The sequence below is a fragment of the Nocardiopsis sp. CNZ308 genome (genome assembly GCF_004217075.1).
Window position 1 is genome coordinate 2,361,261 of record NZ_SHKJ01000001.1, and the last position, 19,023, is coordinate 2,380,283.

At 70.6% G+C, this 19,023-nt stretch carries 22 protein-coding genes, 1 tRNA gene and 2 pseudogenes; 12 read left to right on the top strand and 13 right to left on the bottom strand.

The features are described 5' to 3' along the window. The first annotated feature begins 88 nt into the window (after positions 1–88). A tRNA-Arg gene (locus EV372_RS10180) sits at positions 89–164 on the top strand. A gap of 197 nt (positions 165–361) precedes the next feature. On the opposite strand, the gene EV372_RS10185 is transcribed toward EV372_RS10180, so the two are convergent. Then, positions 362–508, bottom strand: a complete 147-nt coding sequence (locus EV372_RS10185) for a hypothetical protein (RefSeq protein WP_253795673.1) — start codon at positions 506–508, stop codon at positions 362–364. Between the two features lie 490 nt (positions 509–998). Continuing rightward, positions 999–2,018, bottom strand: a complete 1,020-nt coding sequence (locus EV372_RS10190) for a zinc-binding dehydrogenase (RefSeq protein WP_130395823.1) — start codon at positions 2,016–2,018, stop codon at positions 999–1,001. 92 nt (positions 2,019–2,110) lie between these two features. Here EV372_RS10190 and EV372_RS10195 point away from each other — a divergent pair, with 92 nt between their 5' ends. Beyond that, a complete protein-coding gene (locus EV372_RS10195) occupies positions 2,111–2,419 on the top strand; it encodes an ArsR/SmtB family transcription factor (protein WP_061081358.1) in 309 nt (102 codons plus the stop codon). Positions 2,420–3,006: 587 nt separating this feature from the next. On the opposite strand, the gene EV372_RS10200 is transcribed toward EV372_RS10195, so the two are convergent. Further along, complete coding sequence (locus EV372_RS10200; protein WP_130395824.1) at positions 3,007–4,926, bottom strand: alpha/beta hydrolase family protein; 1,920 nt, start codon at positions 4,924–4,926, stop codon at positions 3,007–3,009. A gap of 166 nt (positions 4,927–5,092) precedes the next feature. Further along, complete coding sequence (locus EV372_RS10205; protein WP_130395825.1) at positions 5,093–5,854, bottom strand: MerR family transcriptional regulator; 762 nt, start codon at positions 5,852–5,854, stop codon at positions 5,093–5,095. A 134-nt stretch (positions 5,855–5,988) separates the two neighbouring features. Here EV372_RS10205 and EV372_RS10210 point away from each other — a divergent pair, with 134 nt between their 5' ends. Beyond that, positions 5,989–6,456 carry a MarR family winged helix-turn-helix transcriptional regulator gene (locus EV372_RS10210; RefSeq protein WP_130395826.1) on the top strand — a complete coding sequence of 156 codons (468 nt, stop codon included), beginning with the start codon at positions 5,989–5,991 and terminating at the stop codon, positions 6,454–6,456. Between the two features lie 48 nt (positions 6,457–6,504). On the opposite strand, the gene EV372_RS10215 is transcribed toward EV372_RS10210, so the two are convergent. Further along, on the bottom strand, positions 6,505–7,230 hold the full coding sequence (locus EV372_RS10215) for a flavodoxin family protein (protein ID WP_130395827.1): 726 nt from the start codon (positions 7,228–7,230) through the stop codon (positions 6,505–6,507). Positions 7,231–7,357: 127 nt separating this feature from the next. After that, the gene (locus EV372_RS10220) at positions 7,358–8,407 is read right to left on the bottom strand and encodes a methyltransferase (protein ID WP_130395828.1); all 1,050 of its coding nucleotides are present in this window, start codon (positions 8,405–8,407) and stop codon (positions 7,358–7,360) included. A 122-nt stretch (positions 8,408–8,529) separates the two neighbouring features. Here EV372_RS10220 and EV372_RS10225 point away from each other — a divergent pair, with 122 nt between their 5' ends. The 6 genes and pseudogenes from EV372_RS10225 to EV372_RS10250 form a co-directional block, all read left to right on the top strand. Then, entirely contained in the window at positions 8,530–9,159 is a 630-nt protein-coding gene (locus tag EV372_RS10225) for a TetR/AcrR family transcriptional regulator (protein ID WP_130395829.1), read from the top strand. Positions 9,160–9,607: 448 nt separating this feature from the next. Then, positions 9,608–9,919: a MoaF-related domain-containing protein gene (locus tag EV372_RS10230; RefSeq protein WP_130395830.1), complete on the top strand. Its 312-nt coding sequence runs from the start codon at positions 9,608–9,610 to the stop codon at positions 9,917–9,919. Continuing rightward, positions 9,916–10,317: a nuclear transport factor 2 family protein gene (locus tag EV372_RS10235; RefSeq protein ID WP_197044399.1), complete on the top strand. Its 402-nt coding sequence runs from the start codon at positions 9,916–9,918 to the stop codon at positions 10,315–10,317. Before EV372_RS10230 ends, EV372_RS10235 begins: the two co-directional genes overlap by 4 nt. 127 nt (positions 10,318–10,444) lie before the next feature. Beyond that, entirely contained in the window at positions 10,445–10,669 is a 225-nt protein-coding gene (locus tag EV372_RS10240) for an alpha/beta fold hydrolase (RefSeq protein WP_308210337.1), read from the top strand. Positions 10,670–10,898: 229 nt separating this feature from the next. Next, a complete protein-coding gene (locus EV372_RS10245; RefSeq protein ID WP_061081323.1) occupies positions 10,899–11,207 on the top strand; it encodes a GNAT family N-acetyltransferase in 309 nt (102 codons plus the stop codon). Positions 11,208–11,286: 79 nt separating this feature from the next. Continuing rightward, positions 11,287–11,622: pseudogene (locus EV372_RS10250) on the top strand (carboxylesterase family protein); the annotation flags it as partial. Between the two features lie 7 nt (positions 11,623–11,629). Here EV372_RS10250 and EV372_RS10255 read toward each other — a convergent pair. The 6 genes and pseudogenes from EV372_RS10255 to EV372_RS10280 form a co-directional block, all read right to left on the bottom strand. Then, the gene (locus tag EV372_RS10255) at positions 11,630–11,818 is read right to left on the bottom strand and encodes a hypothetical protein (RefSeq protein WP_253795690.1); all 189 of its coding nucleotides are present in this window, start codon (positions 11,816–11,818) and stop codon (positions 11,630–11,632) included. 6 nt (positions 11,819–11,824) lie between these two features. Then, a complete protein-coding gene (locus EV372_RS10260) occupies positions 11,825–12,280 on the bottom strand; it encodes a carboxymuconolactone decarboxylase family protein (RefSeq protein WP_130395831.1) in 456 nt (151 codons plus the stop codon). Continuing rightward, entirely contained in the window at positions 12,277–12,675 is a 399-nt protein-coding gene (locus tag EV372_RS10265) for an N-acetyltransferase (protein ID WP_130395832.1), read from the bottom strand. The genes EV372_RS10260 and EV372_RS10265 overlap by 4 nt, the downstream gene beginning before the upstream one ends. Before the next feature lie 113 nt (positions 12,676–12,788). Next, a complete protein-coding gene (locus tag EV372_RS10270; protein ID WP_130395833.1) occupies positions 12,789–13,841 on the bottom strand; it encodes a pirin family protein in 1,053 nt (350 codons plus the stop codon). A 112-nt stretch (positions 13,842–13,953) separates the two neighbouring features. Continuing rightward, positions 13,954–14,241: pseudogene (locus EV372_RS10275) on the bottom strand (5,10-methylene tetrahydromethanopterin reductase); the annotation flags it as partial. 183 nt (positions 14,242–14,424) lie between these two features. After that, on the bottom strand, positions 14,425–15,384 hold the full coding sequence (locus tag EV372_RS10280; protein WP_130395834.1) for a DUF5996 family protein: 960 nt from the start codon (positions 15,382–15,384) through the stop codon (positions 14,425–14,427). A gap of 232 nt (positions 15,385–15,616) precedes the next feature. Here EV372_RS10280 and EV372_RS10285 point away from each other — a divergent pair, with 232 nt between their 5' ends. Further along, positions 15,617–16,261, top strand: coding sequence for a hydrolase (locus tag EV372_RS10285; protein ID WP_130395835.1), 645 nt, complete (start codon positions 15,617–15,619; stop codon positions 16,259–16,261). A gap of 98 nt (positions 16,262–16,359) precedes the next feature. Continuing rightward, positions 16,360–16,680, top strand: a complete 321-nt coding sequence (locus EV372_RS10290; protein WP_253795692.1) for a hypothetical protein — start codon at positions 16,360–16,362, stop codon at positions 16,678–16,680. Between the two features lie 141 nt (positions 16,681–16,821). On the opposite strand, the gene EV372_RS10295 is transcribed toward EV372_RS10290, so the two are convergent. Beyond that, positions 16,822–17,394 carry a DUF4232 domain-containing protein gene (locus tag EV372_RS10295; protein ID WP_130395836.1) on the bottom strand — a complete coding sequence of 191 codons (573 nt, stop codon included), beginning with the start codon at positions 17,392–17,394 and terminating at the stop codon, positions 16,822–16,824. A gap of 322 nt (positions 17,395–17,716) precedes the next feature. Between EV372_RS10295 and EV372_RS10300 the strand changes: the two genes are divergently transcribed. Then, positions 17,717–18,973, top strand: coding sequence for an FAD-binding protein (locus EV372_RS10300; RefSeq protein WP_130395837.1), 1,257 nt, complete (start codon positions 17,717–17,719; stop codon positions 18,971–18,973). The last annotated feature ends 50 nt before the right edge of the window (positions 18,974–19,023 follow it).

Genomic DNA, 19,023 nt, shown 5'->3' on the forward strand with positions numbered 1-19,023 from the left:
ACTCACAAAACGGTTCGAGGCCCTCTGGCACCGTGATAGAGTCAAAGACGTCGCCAGGGAGACCGGGCGACACACAACTGAACAACCTGCACTCGTAGCTCAATGGATAGAGCATCTGACTACGGATCAGAAGGTTGGGGGTTCGAGTCCTCCCGAGTGCGCCACCTTGAGACAGTGGAGAAGAGCGCCCGACCTGCTAACCACAGGCCGGGCGCTCTCTTTTGTGCCACCCCGTGCGAAGACGCGATCAGGGCCGCAGTGCACATGCATCGCACACGGACCCTCAGGCGGCGAGTACGCGCGTCCGGGCGGCGTCCACGGCCTCGGCGACCTCGTCCAGGCGGTCGGGGAACAGGTGCCCCTAGCGGTCCAGGGCCAGGGACGCGGTGGCGTGCCCGGGCATCGCCTGGACCACCTTCACGTCGGCCCCGGCGGCGATCGCCAGGGACGCGGCGGTGTGCCGGAGCCGCGGCGGCGGTGACCCGACCGTACTTCGTGTGCAGAGCACCGCCCGCGGCCGCCAGCGCCTCCACCTGGGCGTGGTCGAGGCAGACGTGTTCGGCCTCTCGGATGACGATCTCGCCCCAGTCGGCCTTCGGGTCCGGCTCCTGCCCTGACCGGCTGTCCGGGTCCCACCAGAGCCGGGACAACCGAGCGTTCGTCCACCTGGACCCGGCCGCCTGAACGCAGGGAGATGGGAGGCGGGTGCGGCTGTGGCGTTACGCGGTCAACCTCGCGTCACCACAGGCCGAGCGCAAGGAGGCGGCCGAGCCGGCGGGTGCCGGTGTCACCAGCGAGTGGACGCCCTTCACCGCCCCGAGCGGGTCGGGACGGTGCGGGCCAAGACAGCTGACTCCCAGCACGGGACCTGTCCGTGCTGGGAGCCCTTGACATTCCGACGGGTTCCGACCAGAGGGAACCTCTCGCACGTGAGGCGCAGGCCGGGCGGTATCAGCGGTCGGCGGCCGTCCCGGGCCGGGACGGGACGGCCGCGTCGCTCAGGGCGAGGGCGTCGCCCGGTGGGGCGGCTCGTCCAGGGGGTGCACGGCGATGGCGACCTTGCCTCGTGGACGCCCCCGGCCCTGGCCGGAGGAGCCGCCCTCCAAGAGCGCGTGCGCCTGGGCGATGTCGGCCAGCGGTAGCACGGAGCCGATCACCGGCCGGAGTTCGCCCTGGTCGACCAAACGGCCGAGGGCTTCGAGCTTCGCCCTGTCGGGGCTGACGAAGAGGAAGTGGTAGGTGGCGTTCACGCCCCACGCGGCGAGCAGGTTCTGGGGTTCGGGGGTGTCCACGATGGACACCACGCGGCCCCGGTCGGCGAGGACCTCCGGGCTACGGGAGAGGGTGTCCCGGCCCACTGTGTCCAGCACGACGTCCACCCCGCCCAGCTCGCGGACCCGCTGCACGTGGTCACCGGCCGAGAAGTCGATCGCGACGTCGGCTCCCAGTCCGGTGACGAACTCGTGATCCCTGGCCCGTGCGGTGGTCACCACCTCGGCTCCCAGCGCTTTGGCGAGCTGGATGGCGGCCGAGCCGACCCCGCCCGCTCCGCCGTGCACCAGGATCCGTTCCCCGGCCTGCACCCTGGCGCGTTCGACCAGCGCCTCCCACACCGTCATGCCCACGAGCGCGAGGCCGGCGGCCTCGACGTGCGACAACCGTGCGGGCTTGCGGGCGACCAGGGTCTGGTCGACCACGTGGAACTCGGCGTAGGTTCCCTGTCCGGCGAAGATCGGCGCCAGGTACCAGACCTCGTCACCCGGCTGGAAGCCGTCCGCCCCGGGACCGGTCTCGACCACCACGCCGGACACGTCGTTGCCGATCACCGAGGGCAGTGCCACCTGGTCCCGGTAGTCGCCGCGCCGGGTCTGGAGGTCGAGGGGGTTCACGGACGTGGCCAGCACGCGCACCAGTACCTGGCCGGGCCCGGCGGTGGGTCTCGGCAGCTCGCGGGAGGCGAACGCGGTGTTCGCGTCACCGAAGCGGACGAGTTCCATCACACGCATCGAAGTAGACATGCGTCGACCCTAGATCGTCATATCCCGAATCGTCAATATGACTCGGATCGTCATATCCCGATTCGTCAATGGATGTGCGCTACGATCAACACATGTTCTCGGAGACGGAGTTGCTGGCTGTGTTCCGGGCCCTGTCCAACCCGGCCCGCCGCCAGATGCTGGTGTGGCTCAAGGAGCCGATGAGCTTCCCCGGCCAGGAGCCCGGCGACGTTGAGATCGGCGTCTGTGTGACCGACATTCAGCGGCGTGCAGGCCTGGGGCAGTCGACCACCTCGCAGTATCTCGCCATGCTGCGGCGAGCGGGGCTGGTCGTCGCCACGCGGCGGGGCAAGTGGACCTACTACCGCCGCGACGAGGCGAACATCGCCCGCCTTCTGGAGACCTTGGGCGACGTGTTCTAGATCCCATGCCGTGTGGTCAAGGCTGTTTGAGCGTGGTCAAGGACCGGTCCCGGCCAGGATGCCGGTGCTGATCGCGGCCTTGCAACCGGTCCGGTCCACGTCGCCTGTGGCGTTGCACTCGGAGACCACGCGTTCGACCACGCGGGGCCGGACCCGCACCCGCCGGTCGGGTGGCAGGTCTGCCGGAACACGGCGCCGATGGTACCGACGCGCACGGGGAATCGGTTCCGCGGCAGCCCGTCTTCTCGGCGTCGGCGGAAGCCGTGTGGTTATCACCTCCACGGAGGATCGCGTCTTCGAGCGGGTCACGGGACCGCGCGCCGCCGGTATCCGAGCGGAAGGGGTGGCCGCCGAGCTCACTGAGGAACCGATACTGACACCCGAACGCCGTGTTCGAGGAGGAGTCGGGAAGGACCCTCCTCCTTGCCGAGGAGTTCTTTGGATTTCAGGGATGTCTGAGCGGTGCCTGTGTCGATTCCGTCGTCGGTGTGTTTTCGGAGTTCGGAGTCGACGCGAGACTCCGATGGAGTCGAGGCAGCCTGCCGGGGTCCCGCGGGTGTGGTTGCGAGACCCCGGTGGGTCGCGGGTCAGGAAGTGGTCGAGGAGCGTCCGCCGAGGTGGCGGGCGAGGAAGCGCTCCAGCGTGGTGTACAGCTCGATGTTGCTGTCGGCGTTGACGAACCAGTGGCCCTCGTTCTCGTTCAGCAGGTACTCGACCTCGGCGCCTCGGGCACGCAGCGCCTCGAAGACCCGGTCGGAGTGGCGGCGGTGGACCCGGACGTCGTTGGCTCCGTGGACGAGCAGCACCGGCGCGGTGATGTCGTCCACCCGGCTGATCGGGGAGCGGGCCAGCATGTCGGCCCGCTGCTCGGGGATCTCGGGGTCGCCGAAGTAGCGCAGGTAGTTGTTCACGAGGCTGCGGCGGGCGAACGGGACGATTCCCTCGGCCAGCTCGGCCAGGTCGGACATGCCGGTGTAGCTGACCGCGGCGGCGAATCGGTCCGGGGTGAACGCGGCACCCACCAGGGCGGCGTAACCGCCGTAGGAGACGCCGTAGATGCCGACCCGGTCGGGGTCGGTGTGGCCCTGGGCGATGGCCCAGTCCAGGGCGTCGATCAGGTCGTCGTGCATCCTGCCGGCGAACTCGCCGATCGCGGCCTGGGTGTGGGCCTTGCCGTAGCCGGTGGAGCCGCGCATGTTCACCTGGAGCACCGCGTAGCCGCGGTTGGCCAGCAGTTGCACCTCGGGGTCGTAGGTCCAGCTGTCCCGGTACCACGGCCCGCCGTGCACCAGTACCACCGTGGGCAGGTCGCGCTGTTCGACCCCGACCGGCAGAGTCAGGTGGACGGGCAGGGACAGGCCGTCGCGGGCGGTCAGCGTGATCGGGGTGACCGGGGCGAGCCGGGCCGGGTCCAGGTGCGGGAAGGGCCGGAACAGGCGGCGAGCCCGCCCCGTGGTGTGGTCGTAGAACCAGGTCACCCCGGGATCGCGGTCGTGGGTGAAGTCCATCACCCACTTCTGGCCGGAGGCGTCGTTGGACACGAACGCCAGGTCTCCGTCGGAGAGCTCGGCCAGATGCGGCAGGACCTCGGCGAAGTGCGCGTCGAGCGGGTGGATCTCCTGGCGGGCGCCGAGGTAGCGGACGCCGAGCAGCTCCCCGGTGGTCGAGTGCACGATCACGGAGGAGGGGAAGCGAGTGTCGGCCTCGGGGCGGGGGGTGTCCAGGTCGAAGGCGGGATGGGAGTCCACCTCGGTCTGCTCGCCGGTGTCCAGGTCCAGGTGGACCAGACGGGTCAGGTCCGAGCCGGAGGCCGAGCCGATCCACAGCCCCGTGCCGTCCGGGGTGGGCACGATCGGTGTGATCCCGAAGGGCGTGTCGGTGCCCAGGAAACGCGCGACCGGGTGCGGCTCGCCCTGGTTCCACCGCGAGAAGACGTGGTCGCCGTTCTCCTCGATGGTGTGGGCCACCACCCGACTGCCGGTGGCCATCCAGGTGAAGACGTCGCCTGGGTTCTCGGCGACGGTGGTCAGCTCACCGGTGTCCAGGTCGAGCTCGAACAGGTCGATCAGGTCGGGGCGGCGCTTGTTGAGCTGCACGTAGATCGTCCCGGGGCGGTCCGGGGACTGGCCGGTGCCCATCAGCCGCACCCCCTCGTAGGGGGTGAGGTCGGCCTCGGGCTCCTCGGGCCGGGTCACGTCGACCCGGTACAGGTGCGTGTTCTCGTCGCCGTTCTTGTCCTGCTGGTAGAGCAGGTAGCGGCCGTCGGCGGTCCAGAAGGCGGCCTCGATGTTGCGCTGGTCGTTGGCGGTGACGCGTCGCGCCCCTGAGCCCTCGATGTCGTCGGGGGCGGACCAGTCCGAGTCCAGGTCGCGGACGAACACGTTGAGCCGGTCCCGCCAGGGGGCGAGGTAGGCGACCTTGGTGCCGTCCGGGGACAGCACGGCCCGGCTGCGGGCGGGCGGGTTGAAGAACTCCTCGACGGCGATCAGGTTCGACGGGGCGGTCATGGCGGTTCCTCCTGGTCGGTGGCTGCGGACACGGTCCAGTCCAGACTCCGACGTCGCGTCGGAGTCAAGGCCGCTTCGCGTGGCCTGGGCCACAGAGCTCGGTGGAGCCGGAGCACAGCGGTTTCGGAGCCCGGAGGGTTCAGGGCACGACGGGGTGAGGAAATGGTCAGCCCTGCTCGGGCCCGGTCGGGCGCCGCCTGTGCTCCAACCGCTGCAGGACCCTGCGCAGTACCCGGTGCTGGACGGGTTTGAGGGCCTGCTCGTTCAGTTCGTCCAGCAGGGCGGAAACCTTCGGGTCGGGCGCAGGCGTACCGGCCAACTGCTCTGACAGCGGTTCCAGTCCGGTGACCCAGGCGTCGATCAGGGACGCGACCTCGTCGTCGCGGGTGTCGGGCCCGAGGGCGTAGAACCGCGCCGTCAGCGGTTCCAGCCCCGCGAGTATCTCCCCGTCCACCCCGCCGAGCAGTGCGGCGAGTCGCGCCGGGCCGTCCTCACCGAGCAGGTGTCCGAGCAGGACCAGCTGTTCATGTTCGTGCCGGACCATGTCCTCGGGCAGCCCGGCCCCGGGACCGGAGCGCAGTACCGACAACTCCGGGGGCAGGTCGGGCGGGGAGCCGCTGCCGCGCAGGGCGGCGATGCTGGCCCGCCGGGCGTTGAGCCGTTCGATCTCGGCGGACGCCCGGCGGTCGAGCTCGTCCAGCAGCACCTCCGCGGCCTTCGGATCATCCAGCACCGACGGGAGCGCGGACAGGGGTACGCCCAGCGCGGTCAACCTCGTGATCCGCAGGAGCCGCACGAGGTCGCCCACGTTGTAGCGCCGGTAACCGCCGGTCGAGCGCGGGGGCTCGGGCAGCAGGCCGATCTGGTGGTAGTGGCGCAGTGTGCGGACGGTGACACCGGCCAGTTCGGCGAGTTCACTGCTGAGCATCGGGCGACTCCCCCTCCCCTGTCTACCCTGACCGAACGTAACCCGAGGCGGGACGTCCCGGCCGCCGGGGTTCGCCGCCGTCGTGATGTGGGCTGACTTCGATGAAGTGTCAACGAACTCTGTAGACTGCTCCTATGAATGAGGAACCACGCTGGCTCAGCCCGGACGAGCAGAGGGCCTGGGAAAACTTCATTCGTATGCAGGAAGCACTCATCGGAAGGCTGTCCCGCCTCGTCCGCTCCGACTCCGGACTGTCCGCCGCGGACTACATGGTGCTCGTCCGGCTCACCGAGGCGAAGGACGGGGAGATGCGCTTCCTGGAACTGGCCAAACTCGCCGAATGGGAGAAGAGCCGCATGTCCCACCAGGTCACACGGATGGCGAAGCGCGGACTCGTGACCAAGAGGGAATGCCCCGACGACGCGCGCGGAGCGTTCGTGGTCGCCACCCCGCTCGGCTACCAGGCGATCCGGGAGGCCGCGCCCGTGCACGTCGAGCACGTCCGCCGCCTGTTCATCGATGCCCTGACCCCGAACCAGCTCACCACCTTCGCCCGACTCTCCCATCGCGTCCTGGAACATATGGAGAAGCAGGCGGACTGATTCGGCGGCACGGCCTTCGCGCGGATCCGCGCCGGCCTTCCCTCATGGTCAGCGGTGCTCGGGGTTGGCGTTGTCGGGACTGCAACCGGCGTCCCAGGCCGCGCGCTGGTTGCCGTAGGCCGGGAAGCCGCCGGCGCGGCGGAGCATCGCGGCCGTGTGCATCAGGTTATGGGTCATGAAGCTGATGTTGCGGTTGGCGAAATCGTTCTCCGGGCCGCCGGAGCCCTCGTCCAGGTAGGACGGGCCGGGGCCGACCTCACCGATCCAACCGGCATCAGCCTGGGGCGGGATCGTGTAACCGATGTGCTGCAGGCTGAAGAGGATGCTCATCGCGCAGTGCTTGAGGCCGTCCTCGTTGCCGGTGAGCAGGGTGCCGCCCACGCGCCCGTAGTAGGCGTACTGCCCCTGCTCGTTGAGTACGCCGGAGTAGCCGTAGAGCCGCTCGATCACCCGGCGGGTCACCGAACTGTTGTCGCCCAGCCAGATCGGTCCGCCGATGACCAGGATGTCGGCGGCCAGAACCCGCTCCAGCAGCGCGGGCCACTCGTCGGTCTCCCACCCGTGCTCGGTCATGTCCGGACGGACTCCGGTGGCGATGTCGTGGTCGACGGCGCGGAACTGGTCCACGCTGACCCCGTTCGCCTCCATGATCGCCGCACTGCGGTCGATCACCCCCTGGGTGTGGCTGCGCTGCGGGGACCGGTTGAGAGTGCAGTTGATGTAGAGCGCGTGCAGCCCGCTGAAGTCGGGCTTCTCGCTCACGGGTACGGTCATTGAAAGTCCTTTCGGAAGTCCGGTAGCGCTGACCGGTGACTCGGTGCCGTCCGGTCCGCTGGTCGGCGTCGAAGAGAAGGCGGGACAGGGCGGGCTAACGGCTCGGTGAGGGCCCGGCGTGCGGTCTTCAACCGGCCTTGAGGGTCGCCTCGATGGCGCAGTAACCACCGGCCGAGGCCATGACCGTCCTGTCGGCGACGAACCCGGCAGCGCCCAGGAGAGCCGTGTACTCGGACTCGGTGCGTTCCCGTCCGCCCGCCATCGTCAGCATGATCAGATCGCTCAGCTTGCTCGGGTGCGGCTCGTCGCCCGAGGGCAGCAGCGACTCGATCACCACGAGCCGGGCGCCCGGTCGGGCCGCCTCGGTGATGCGCGCGAGCAGCCGCGCGCAGTCCTCGTCGGACCAGTCGTGCAGGACAGCGGAGAGCAGGTAGACGTCGGCCGAGGGCACCCCGGCGAAGAAGTCGCCGCCGACCGCGCTCACCCGGTCGGCCAGCCCGGCCGCGCTCATCCGGGAGGTGGCGGCGGGGACGACCTCGGGCAGGTCCATGACGATGCCGCGCCGCCCGGGGTCGTCGGCCAGGAGGGCTGCGAGCACCGAACCGTCGGCCCCGCCGATGTCAGCGACGACCTCGCCCTCCGGCAGCCGGTAGTCGGACAGCAGGGCCCGGCGCGGCCCCCCGTTCAGCTCGGCCATCGCGGAGGTCAGGGCGGGCAGGTGCTCGGGGTGCTCGCGCAGGTAGGGGACGAACTCCTGGCCGTGGTGCAGCGCGAACCCGGTGCGGCCGGTCCGCAGTGTGCCGAGGAGTTCCCCGAACGCCTCGTAGTGGGTCTCCATCCACATCAGCGCGGTTCCGTGCAGGGAACCGGGTGTTTCCCGGGCCAGGGTGGCGCCCAGGTCGGTGACGGCGAAGCGGCCGCCCTCCTGGTGGGTCACCACCCCGGCACCGCTGAGGGTGTGCAGGACCCGGCGCAGCGGGTCCTCCGGCACGCCGGCTTCCTCCGCCAGCTCGGCCGGTGTGCGCGGCCCCGCGAGCAGCTTCGCCGCGAGATCGAGCTTGGCGACCGCGTAGAGGGCCTGGGAGAGGGCGAACCCCGACAGCATCCCCGCCATCCGGGCGGAGAGCGCGCCGGAGGACTGCTCGTTCGAGGGGGCCGATGCCACTTCTGGGGCCATGGTGAATCTCGTTTCCCTGGGTTCGGGCCGCGTGCTCAGCAGTGCGGCCGCGCTATCGGCCAAAATTGAGGTTAGACATTGTGCATTGAATACGTCAAGTGTGTAGAAGTTAGAATCCGGACGTGTCTTCCGAGCCCAGGACCTACCGCTCCCCCCGCCGTGAGCGCGACGCCGCCCGCACCCGCGAGGAGATCCTCGACGCGGCGCGGGGGCTGTTCGTCAGCCGCGGGTACCTGCGCGTGACCATGTCCGACATCGCTCGCGAAGCCGGTACGGCGGTCAAGACCGTGTACGCCAGCGTCGGCACCAAGTCCGAACTCCTGCGCGAGCTGCTCAGGCTGGACGTGGCCGAATCCGCGGCCTCCGCGACCATCGAGGAACTCCGTTCCGCTCCCGACCTCGCGGCGGCCGCCGCCTGCCTCGCCCGGGGAACCCGGTCCGACCATGAGCGCTTCAGCGACTCGATCGACCTGCTGTACGCCTCGCTGGGCGACGAGGGCGCCGACCGGATCTGGGAGCAGGTCATGGGGAGCTACCGCGGAGCGCTGCGCGAGGCCGCGGCCGTCCTCGTCGCGAAGGGGTTCGTGTCCGAGCGCCTGGACGTCGAGGAGGTCTCGGACCGCCTCTGGTTCTGCTTCGGAATCGCCGCCTGGCGCACCCTGCTCAAGGACTGCGGCTGGGACTACGGGCGGGCCGAATCCTGGCTCGGTGCTCAGGCGGTCGCGGCCCTGGGCGGGCCGGGCTCCGGCTGACCTCGTCTGCAGAATCACCCTTCCCCCAACGGTCTCCCGGTGGCCGGACCGCCGGCGCTCCGGCGGCGATGCGCATGATTAAACCCCATTGGTTGACTAGTCATCAAATTTTGGGGTTGCTGGGAAGCGCCGGAAACCTGCCCCGAAGTGGGATTTTGGTGTCACGAAAGTCGATGCCTGGCCGGTCAATTTCTGGCAAGTGAGTTGATGCGTCAACTACATATTGCTAGCGTGATGGCGAGGTCAAACCCAACAGGCCCGGACCGACCGAAGACGGGCACCGCGGTGGCGGGGCAGGCATGAGGGGCCAACGCGGTCCGCCTCAGCGTGGTCCCGGCCCCGAAGGACACCGCGGCTCCGCCGAACAGCAGGAGCGGCCGGAACACGCCTCTGACGTGGACTTTCAGCTCAACCGCCGGATTCTCCGGCAGCGAGAGGCAGGAAAACCATGACCGCGCAGTTGGTCGGCAAGAGCTACAGGTTCGACCTGGGGCCGTTGAAGGTGAGGTTCACCTTCGACTCGCCGTCGCGGGGCAGCTTCGTCGTCGAGGAGGGCGGCGGGCTCGCCCCGGACGGTCACGCCGAGACGGTCAGGCTCAACCTGAGGAAGATCCGCGAGGGCGTCTACCTGAACTCGTGGACCGAGGCCGGCGGCGCCACCGTGACCCATGTGGAGGACTTCGCCAATTCGACGCTGTACTCCAACGTCACCGTCGACGGCGCCCTGTACAACCTCGTCGGAACCGTAACGGAGGCATGACCGTGATCCCCAGCACCGTCACCGAAACCGATCTGGCCAGGCGCAACACCGAGATCGTGCTGACCGCGATGCGCGAGCTCTTCACCGAGAAGGACCTCACCGCGCTGGACCGGTACTGGGCCGAGCCGTACGTGCAGCACAGCCCGCAGATGCCCGACGGCCTCGACACGCTGCGCGCCGTGGTGCCCGGCCTGGAGGGGTTCTCCTGGGAGCCGCAGCGGACCGCGGCCCAGGGCGACCTCGTGTTCACCCACAGCCTGGTCCACGGCTGGGGGCCCGGCCCGGTGGTGATCGTCGACATCTTCCGGCTGGAGAACGGCCGCATCGTCGAGCACTGGGACGTCGTCCAGGACCTCACCGGCCCCGAATCCACGGCCAGCGGAAACCCCGTGGTGTGAGCCCGTGTCCGGATGGACGGCCCCGGATCGGGTGCCCACGGGCAGGGCGGCCCGAAGAATGTCGGTCGAACCGAGCTGAAAAGCAGTCCCCCCCGGCCCGGTTCCGGGAACAGGGTCTCCCCTGGGCATGGAGGACTTCCGCGCCGACGTCGAGGCGGTCCGCGCCAGCGGCAAGCCGGCCCTGGTCCTGCACGGCACCGCGGACAACATCCCGCCCATCGACGCCACGGCCCGCCGGTTCCACAAGCTCCTGCCCCAGGCGCGGTACGCGGAGGTCGAGAACGCTCCGCACGGGCTGCTGTGGACGCACGCCGAGGAGGTCAACACCGCCCTCCTGGACTTCCTCGGCTAGCGGTCGGCCGCCCGCCGGATGCCGAGGAGAGCTGGCCGTCCCCGACGCACCCGGAGCCGTCGCACTCGTCGGCCTGATCGTCTGGGCCGCGTGGAGGCGTCGCGTACCGGTGGGGCGCACTGACGCCACCGGCCCGGGGCGGTGGTGGGCCGCACCGGCAGAGTAGTTGACTCATCATCTAAATTGAGTGAGTGTACGTCCGCGTCCGAAGACGTCAGAAGGAGAAGACATGTCTGTAGAAGTGAGTGACGCGCCCGAGGCGAAGCGCTACGAGGCCCGAGTCGACGGAGCGACCGGCGTGGCCGGTCTGGCGCAGTACATCCGCACGGACGAGCTCATCGCGTTCGTGCACACCGAGGTGTCGCCGGAGCACGAGGGCCGGGGGGTCGGATCGGCACTGGTGCGTACGGCTCTGGACGAGGCCCGCTCCGCTGGTCTGGGGGTCCTCCCGACCTGCCCCTTCTTCGCGGGCTGGATGTCCCGCCACCCGGAGTACCAGGACCTGCTGTACCGGTCCCGCAGCAAGGTCAGCGACTGATCGGACCCCGCCCGGAGGACGACCAGGGGCAGCACGGGGACCTTCGCGCTGACGAGGAGGTCCACCCGGGTCGGACGCCTACCTCTACTTCTTCTCCCACGTCCCACCGGAAGAGGGCCTGGAGAGGTACGGCGCCTACCACGGAGCGGAGGTGCCCTACGCCTACGACAACCTCGGCGCCGACAGCGACGCCGACTACACCGAGACCGACTACCGGCTCCGCGGCCAGATGAGCGTCTACTGGGTCAACTTCGCGCGCACCGGCGACCCCAACGGGCCCGGCCTGCCCGCCTGGCCCACGGTGGCCCAGGAGCCCGAGCAGGTCATGGAGTTCGACGGCGGCAGTGCGGTGGCGCCCCGCCCGCGCCCGGAGGCGGTCGACTTCTGGATGGAGTTCGACGGCCCGGTCCCCTGATGAGGGGTCACCGCCGTACGTGCGCCCCGCCGCTGTCGGGGCGCACGTACGGCCCGGCCCCGATCCGCTCAGGGGCCTGGAGCGACGCGAGGAACTCGTCCGTCCTCCGGACCTCGTCGGGGTCGTAGGTGCTGACGTTCGCGAGGACCTCCGAGGCACCAGTGCGCTCGATGAGCTCGGTGGGCGAGGCCTCCACCTGCGCCTACCCGATCACCGGGTGTCCGCTGGCGATCGAGATGCGGTTGAACGCGTTGATCAGGGTGGTCGTCCACTCCACCGCGGAGATCTGGGCGGTGGTCAGGTGGGCGGCCGCACGGGCGTTGACGGCCTGCCGGTCGAGGGCCGGATCGATCACGGTCAGGGACTCCGCCAGTTCCAGCGCGGCCCGCTGCTGATCCGTGAACAGCTTCGTCTCGCGCCACGCGGGCAGCACGTCCAGGGTGCTCTGCTCCACCCCGGCACTGCGGGCCTTGGGGAAGTGGATGCTCAGGCAGGTCGAGCAACCGTTGATCTGGGACACCCGGATGTTGACCATCTCTATGAGGTCGTCGCCCAGACCGGCCTCGTGCGACGCGGTCCGGGAGGCCTTGGCCGCCTTGAGCATCGCCCCGTAGACCTTGGGGTGTTCCTTGTCGATGAAGGGGCGTTCGGCGTTCACGCGTCACCCGCGTTCTCGACCGTCTCCTTGACCAGCGCGAGGTCGGCCGGCCTGGGTCGGCGGAACTTCCCTCCCTCGGCCTCGTACTCGTCGCCGTGCTCCTTCAGGTACCTGGCGAACAGCGGGCACACGGGCACGACGGTGAGGTTCCTGCGGATGCTGTCGGCCAGTGCCTCGCGGACGAGCAGCCCGGCCAGGCCCCGCCCGCCGAACTCCTCAGCGACCTCGGTGTGGAAGAAGACGCGCTCGTCGGCTGCCTGCGGCGGGTCGACGAAGTCCGCGCGCCCGGCGGGGGTCCCCCCGTCCACGCTCACGGTGTAGGCGCTGACGGCGCGCTCCTGGTCGAGCGCGATGGACACGGGCGCACCCGTCTTGTCCGTTCGCTGTTCGGTCATGTCGGACGCCTCTTCCTGTTTGCCTGCGGGCACGGTGTTCGGCCCGGTCTCTGGTGGGTGCGTTGGACGCGGCTGTCCCCGGTTCCTGGCGGGGCCCGTGTGCGCGGCGCCGGTCAGCCGTTGAACTGTGCGTGCGGCGGCGGGTTCTTCCTGGGGCGCATCCGCACCGGCGGCAGCTCCGGGGCCGGGATCCTCGCCATCCCCTCGCGGTTGCGGCCCGGGCCGCCGTGCCCCACGTAGCCCTCCACCTCCCCGAACCGCTCGCCGTGGTTCTGCCACTCCTCCCGGTAGCGCGTGATCTCCTCCGTCGTACGGCCCAGGAAGTTCCACCACATGAGGACCTCCTCGCCGAAGGGGGTACCGCCCAGGAGCACGAGCCTGGCCTGTTGGCCGCCCTCGTTGGCCACCCGCAGGGTCTGCGCACCCACCCCGGTGTAGCCCACGGCGTCCTTGGGTACGTGCACTCCTTCGAGTCTGACCTGATCGCCGGTGTCCACCAGCAGGCCGTGTTCGAACCCGGGGTCGACCGGCAAGGCGAGGACACCGCCGGGTTCCAGCCTGAGCTCGGCCCCTACCAGGGGCGTGTACATGCGCACCGGCGACCGCGAACCGAGCAGGGAGCCGAGGAACACGAGCGCCGTGCCCGCGTCGAACTCGACCGGCTCGGGCACGTAGTGCTCGAACCCGCGTTCCGGGCTGTGCCGGACCTCGTCGGGCAGGGCGACCCAGAGCTGCACGCCGTGGATCCGGACCGCCTCCGGGGTGGAGGTCTCGGAGTGGCAGATGCCCGACCCCGCCGTCATCAGGTTCATCTGGCCGGGCAGGATGGTGCCCGCGTTCCCGCCGGAGTCGTTGTGCTCGATGGCGCCGTCGAACAGCCAGCTGACCGTCTGCAGCCCCGTGTGCGGGTGCGGGGCCACGTCCATTCCGCCGGTGTCCGCCACCTCGTGCGGGCCGAAGTGGTCGACGAAGCACCACGCGCCGATCAGCGAGCGCTGCCGCTGCGGCAGGGTGCGGCGCACGTTGATCGCGCGCGGCCCGCCCAGGGGCACGTCGCGGGCGGTGATGATCTCGACCGGAGCGCCGCCCTCGCACGCGGCCAAGGGGCCGGGGAGGCCGCCCCCGCTACATACGAAGGCGTCCGGACGGGTCTCTGTATTAGTCATGGCGGTGCTCTTCCTGGTTCACGGACGCGGACGCGGATACGGGTGCGGGCGCGCCCCGGCGGGCGGGCGCGGATCGGAACGGGTGTCCGTCCCGCGGGTTCGCCGTCGCGCCTCAGCCCGTCGCCGCCGCGGAGGCCTCCCCGGCGGCGCGGGCGGCGAGCAGCGAGGCGTGGGTGGGGGCGTCGGGCACGCCGGTCGGCCGGTTTCTGGCGAATTCCCTCCTCAGCTCCGGCAGGACCTCCTCACCGAGGATGTCGAGCTGCTCCAGCCCGGTCTTCAGGGGGACCCCGGCGCCGTCGACGTTGAACAGCTGGCGCTGGTAGTCGCCGAAGTCCTCGCGGAAGGTGAGGGTCTTGTCGACGACCTGCTGCGGGCTGCCGACGGTCAGCGGGGTCTCCCTCCCTGTGGTCGCTGCTTCGACTGGTGTGGTGAACGAGGCGCCGGGCCCGGTCGCGCCTGTCCCGGCATCGTCGCCGTCCGGTGGGTCAGGCAACTGCAAGCTTCGGATTTTTTGTTGTCCTATCAACCATATTCGTGCTCGCTTGCTGATCGCGGCCGCCGGTTGCCTCCGGTGGACACCCGGTCAGCTTCCGTCGCTCCCCGCGGTCGCGGGTGTTCCGTGCCACCGCAGGGGGTCGTCCTCCAGCGCGGAGCGGTCCCAGCTCCCGAGGTCCGCGGCGGCCTCGTAGGTGGTGCGCAGGAACTCGGCCACCGCGCGGTCGGGATCGGGCGCGGTGCGGGCGGCCTCGTAGGGCAGCAGGAACTGCTGGAACTCGGCGCTGTAGTACGCGCCCTCAGGACCCACCGGCCGGTCGGCGAACCCGCCGGGTGCGGGGTAGGCGTAGGAGTAGAAGGCGCCCTCCTCGCCGCCGCCGGGCCAGAACCCGCAGCTGGACAGCTCCCGGGAGTAGCCCTCGACCATGACCCAGTCCCCGCAGTTGGGCGCTCCGCCCGGGTGGGGCGGGGCCGTGCGCCCGGAGAAGCGGGTGCAGGCCAGGTCCATCGCCCCCCAGAAGAAGTGCACCGGACTGACCTTGCCCACGAAGTGCGACCGGAACTCGCCCATCACCCGGTTCGCCTGGAGGAGCTGGCGCCAGAACAGGGCGGCCGCCTCCCCGTCGTAGGAGGCGTGCTCGTGGTCCTCGGCGAAGGGGATCGCGGGCTCGACCTCGTTGGGGCTCGGTCGGATCGGGGCCTGGATCCCGAGTCGGCCGAGCGTGTCCATGATCTGGGTGTAGAACTCGGCGACCGGCATCGGCCGCAGCGCGAAGCTCCGCTCGCCGCCGTCGCTGCTGCGGATCCGGAGCTGGTGGCCGACGAAGTCGAACTCGATCTCGAAGGCCCCGGTGCCGTACGGGACGGCTGAGGTCGTCAGCCCGCGCGGGCTGACGTAGAGGGTCACCTGCCACCAGTGGTTGATCAGCGGAGCGTGGGCCATGCGGATCTTGCCCACGATCTGGGTCCACATGTGCAGGGTGTCGCGGGTGGGGGTCCAGTCCGAGACCCGCAGGCTCGGCCAGTTCGTCGCTGACGGGCTGGTCATCGCTCACTCACTTCCTTCTCCCCGGTGTCGCGGACCTCGGGCGTTCAGGGCCGCACCATCCTGATAGTAGATGATCCATCAACTTCTGCGTGAAGCCCGCGGAGGAACGGGGCTGCCCCTGCATTTAGTTGATGCATCATCTGTTGATCCTATTGGATGATGAATCAACCAATTGGACGGCGATGCGTCGTCCGAGCCCCCAGGAACACGAGACCCCGGAGAGGGACCCCCTATGAGCGCCAAGGCCAGAAACGGACTCGACGCGCTGCTGACCCCGCAGGAGAGCGTCCTCCTCCTGATCGACCACCAGCCGTTCCAGGTCGCCAACCTGCACAGCCACGAGCCGTCGATGGTCGTCAACAACACCGTCGGCCTCGCCAAGGCCGCCGCGCTGTTCGACCTCCCGACCATCCTGACGGCCGTGCTCGCCGAGCGCGGCGGCCACCTCGTCCAGGCGATCCAGGACGTGTTCCCGGACCAGGAGCCGATCGACCGCACGCTCATCAACACCTGGCAGGACGAGCGCGTCGTCGACGCCGTCAGGGCGACCGGCCGCAAGGAGCTGGGCATCGCCGGTCTGTGGACGGAGACCTGTGCGGCCATGCCGGCGATCCACGCCGCGGGCGAGGGCTTCGAGGTCTTCACCGTCACCGACGCGTCGGGCGGTGTGTCGGCGGAGGCCCACGACATGGCCGTGCGGCGCACGGTCCAGGCCGATGTGTCGCCGCTCACCTGGCTGGCCGTGGTCGCGGAGTGGCAGCGTGGCTGGGCTCGTGAGGAGACCGTGCAGGGCCAAGCCGAGATCCTGATGCAGCACGGCGGTGGCACCGGTGTCGCCTTCGCCTGGGAGACGCAGCTGCTGGCCGGCCGAGCCTGAGAGGGGGCGGCACGGCAGCGGAACGGACTCCGCCAACGGTCGGTGGTCCGCGGAGTCGGTGACGGCGGCTCTGTGGCGCGGACCACGGTGCTGTGGCCTTGAGCCGGACGCGGCGTCGGAGTTTTGACTGGGCGGCGTCCCCACGGACCGACCTTCGGCGGCGCACACCCCCGCCCGGTCCGGCCCTCAACACCCTCACCTTCATCTTCTGGATCGCCCTGAACGCCGACATCTCCATCAGGCTCGACCGCTCGGCCGGAGGGTTGGACACCGCTCTGCTGATCACCGGGTCCCTCGTCCTCATCGGCACCGCAGTGGTCGTGTGGTTCCGGACCCGCAGGACCGGCCCGGCCACGACGCCGCCGGAGCCGCGCGGGGGCCGGGGCGACCGGCTCGACCCCGTCTCAGGAACGGCTTGACCCTGTCCCGGCGACACGGTGTCCGCCGTCCCCGGGACACCAGCCGTACCGAAGGGGGCGGGGGCATGGCGCGCACGTGGTCCAGGAGCGCCCCGGTCCGCGCCGGGGTCCAGACCATGGCCGGGCCGCCGCCGGGCCGGGTCAGGCCGGGGTGATCCCGGAGACCGTCGACGCGCCCATGTCCGGGTTGGCGCAGACGCGGTCGTTCCCACCCGTGGGCACGTAGGCGGCGCCCTCGTCGTTCTGGAGGAACAGGTGGGCCCCGGCCACCTCGGTGGGGCCGCACTCCTCGGGGTCGTAGACCTCCGGGTTGGGGCGGGACACGGTCACCGTGGCCGCGTCACCCGGGTACAGCGCGAAGACGCCGCCGCCCTGGCCCTCGACCTCCGCGTCGGCCCCGATCCGGTTGCCCTCGGAGTCGCCCCAGTACATGTTCGCGGCGGAGGGGTACATGGTGCACGCCACGTCGTCCTGGGGGTTGAGCGGTTCCTGCTTGACCATCTCGAACTCGACGTGGACGGTACCGGCCGCGCCCTCGCGCGCGGTCTCGGAGATCTCGAAGTCCGCCGCGGTGCAGTCGCGGACGCTCATGGCCCCCGCACCGGAGTCGGCGTCCTCCGCGACCGCGGGCGCGGACGCGAGCAGAAGAGCGGGCAGCGACACCGCGCCCAGGGCCGCGACTCGGACCGAACCAGTGCGAAATGCGCTCGTCATGGCGAACATCCCCTCATTGCGTGTTCCGTCTGTCGACGTCGCTCCATGCTCGGCTACGGGTGATACGACGTCGGTCCCCCCTGTGTCGTTCTCTCCCGAAACCGATTTAAACAACGTTTACCTATGTCGTGCCGGCAGACGGTGCCGAGACGCCCCGGCGCACCGGGCCCCGAACCCCCGCCGGAAGGCCCGGAGACTCATGGCGCGGTCCCCGGGCGCACCGGGCGAAGGGCCGCCCGGCTATCCTCCGGGAAGCCGCCTGCCGTGGCGGCGCCCGGGAACCGGAAACCGTACACCGCCTGCCCCCACCCACGGAGCGCCCATGTCAGCACCGCACGCGCAGACCACCAACTGGGCGGGCAACGTGACCTTCGGCAGCCCGCGGGTCCACCGGCCCCGGACGCTGGACGAACTGCGCCGCGTCGTCCGCGACAGCGCGCGGATCCGCGCCCTGGGCAGCGGCCACTCCTTCAACCTCGTCGCCGACTCCGACGCCGACCTGGTGCGCCTGGACGGGCTGCCCGCGGAGGCGGAGATCGACGCCGAGGGGCGGACCGTCACCGTCACCGCAGGCACCCGCTACGCCGAGCTGGTCACCGCGCTGCACGGGCGGGGGTTCGCGCTGGCGAACCTGGCGTCGCTGCCGCACATCTCGGTCGCGGGCTCGTGCGCGACCGGCACCCACGGGTCCGGGGACGGCCAGCGCTGCCTGTCCGCCGCCGTGCGCGCGGTGCAGCTCCTGGGCCCCGACGGCGACCTGGGCTGGCTGAGCCGCGACGCGGACCCGCAGGTCTTCCCCGGCGCGGTGGTCGCGCTGGGCGCGCTCGGCGTCGTCACCCGGCTCTCCCTGGAAATCGAACCGGCGTTCACGATGACCCAGCGGGTCCGCGTCGGGGTGGCCCTGGACGAGGTGGCCGACCACGTCGACGACGTGTTCGGCGCGGCCTACAGCGTCAGCCTGTTCACCGACTGGCTCGGGGAGGGCTCCGTGTGGCTCAAGCAGCGCACCGACCGCCCCGGGGGCGCCTGGAGGGGCGGTCGGCCCGCGTCCGGGCCGGTGCACCCCGTCCCGGGGATGCCTCCGGAGCCCGGCACGGAGCAGATGGGGGTCGTCGGCCCCTGGCACGAGCGGCTCCCGCACTTCCGTCCCGAGCTGGAGCCGAGCGCGGGCAGGGAGTTGCAGTCCGAGTTCTACGTGCCGCGCGAGGCCGCGGGCGCCGCGTTCGCCGCCCTGGGCGGGATCGGGCACCTGCTCGCTCCGGCGCTGTACGTCGCCGAGGTGCGCACGGTGCGTGCGGACGACCTGTGGCTGAGCCCCGCCCACGGCCGGGACTGCGTCACCTTCCACTTCACGTGGCTGCCGGACCCGCGGGCCGTGGCGCCGGTCCTGGCGGCCGTGGAGGAGCGCCTCCTGCCGCTGGGCGCCCGCCCCCACTGGGGCAAGCTCACCGCGATGGACCCGGCCGACATCACCGCCCGGTACGAGCGCGCGGCGGACTTCGAACGCCTCACACGCGCGCTCGACCCGGCCGGGAAGTTCCGCAACGCCTTCACCGACGCGCTCTTCCCCCGCGGGTGAGACCGGGCCCGCGGCGGCGGGCCGCCTCGCCGGGCCCCCGACGAGGCGGC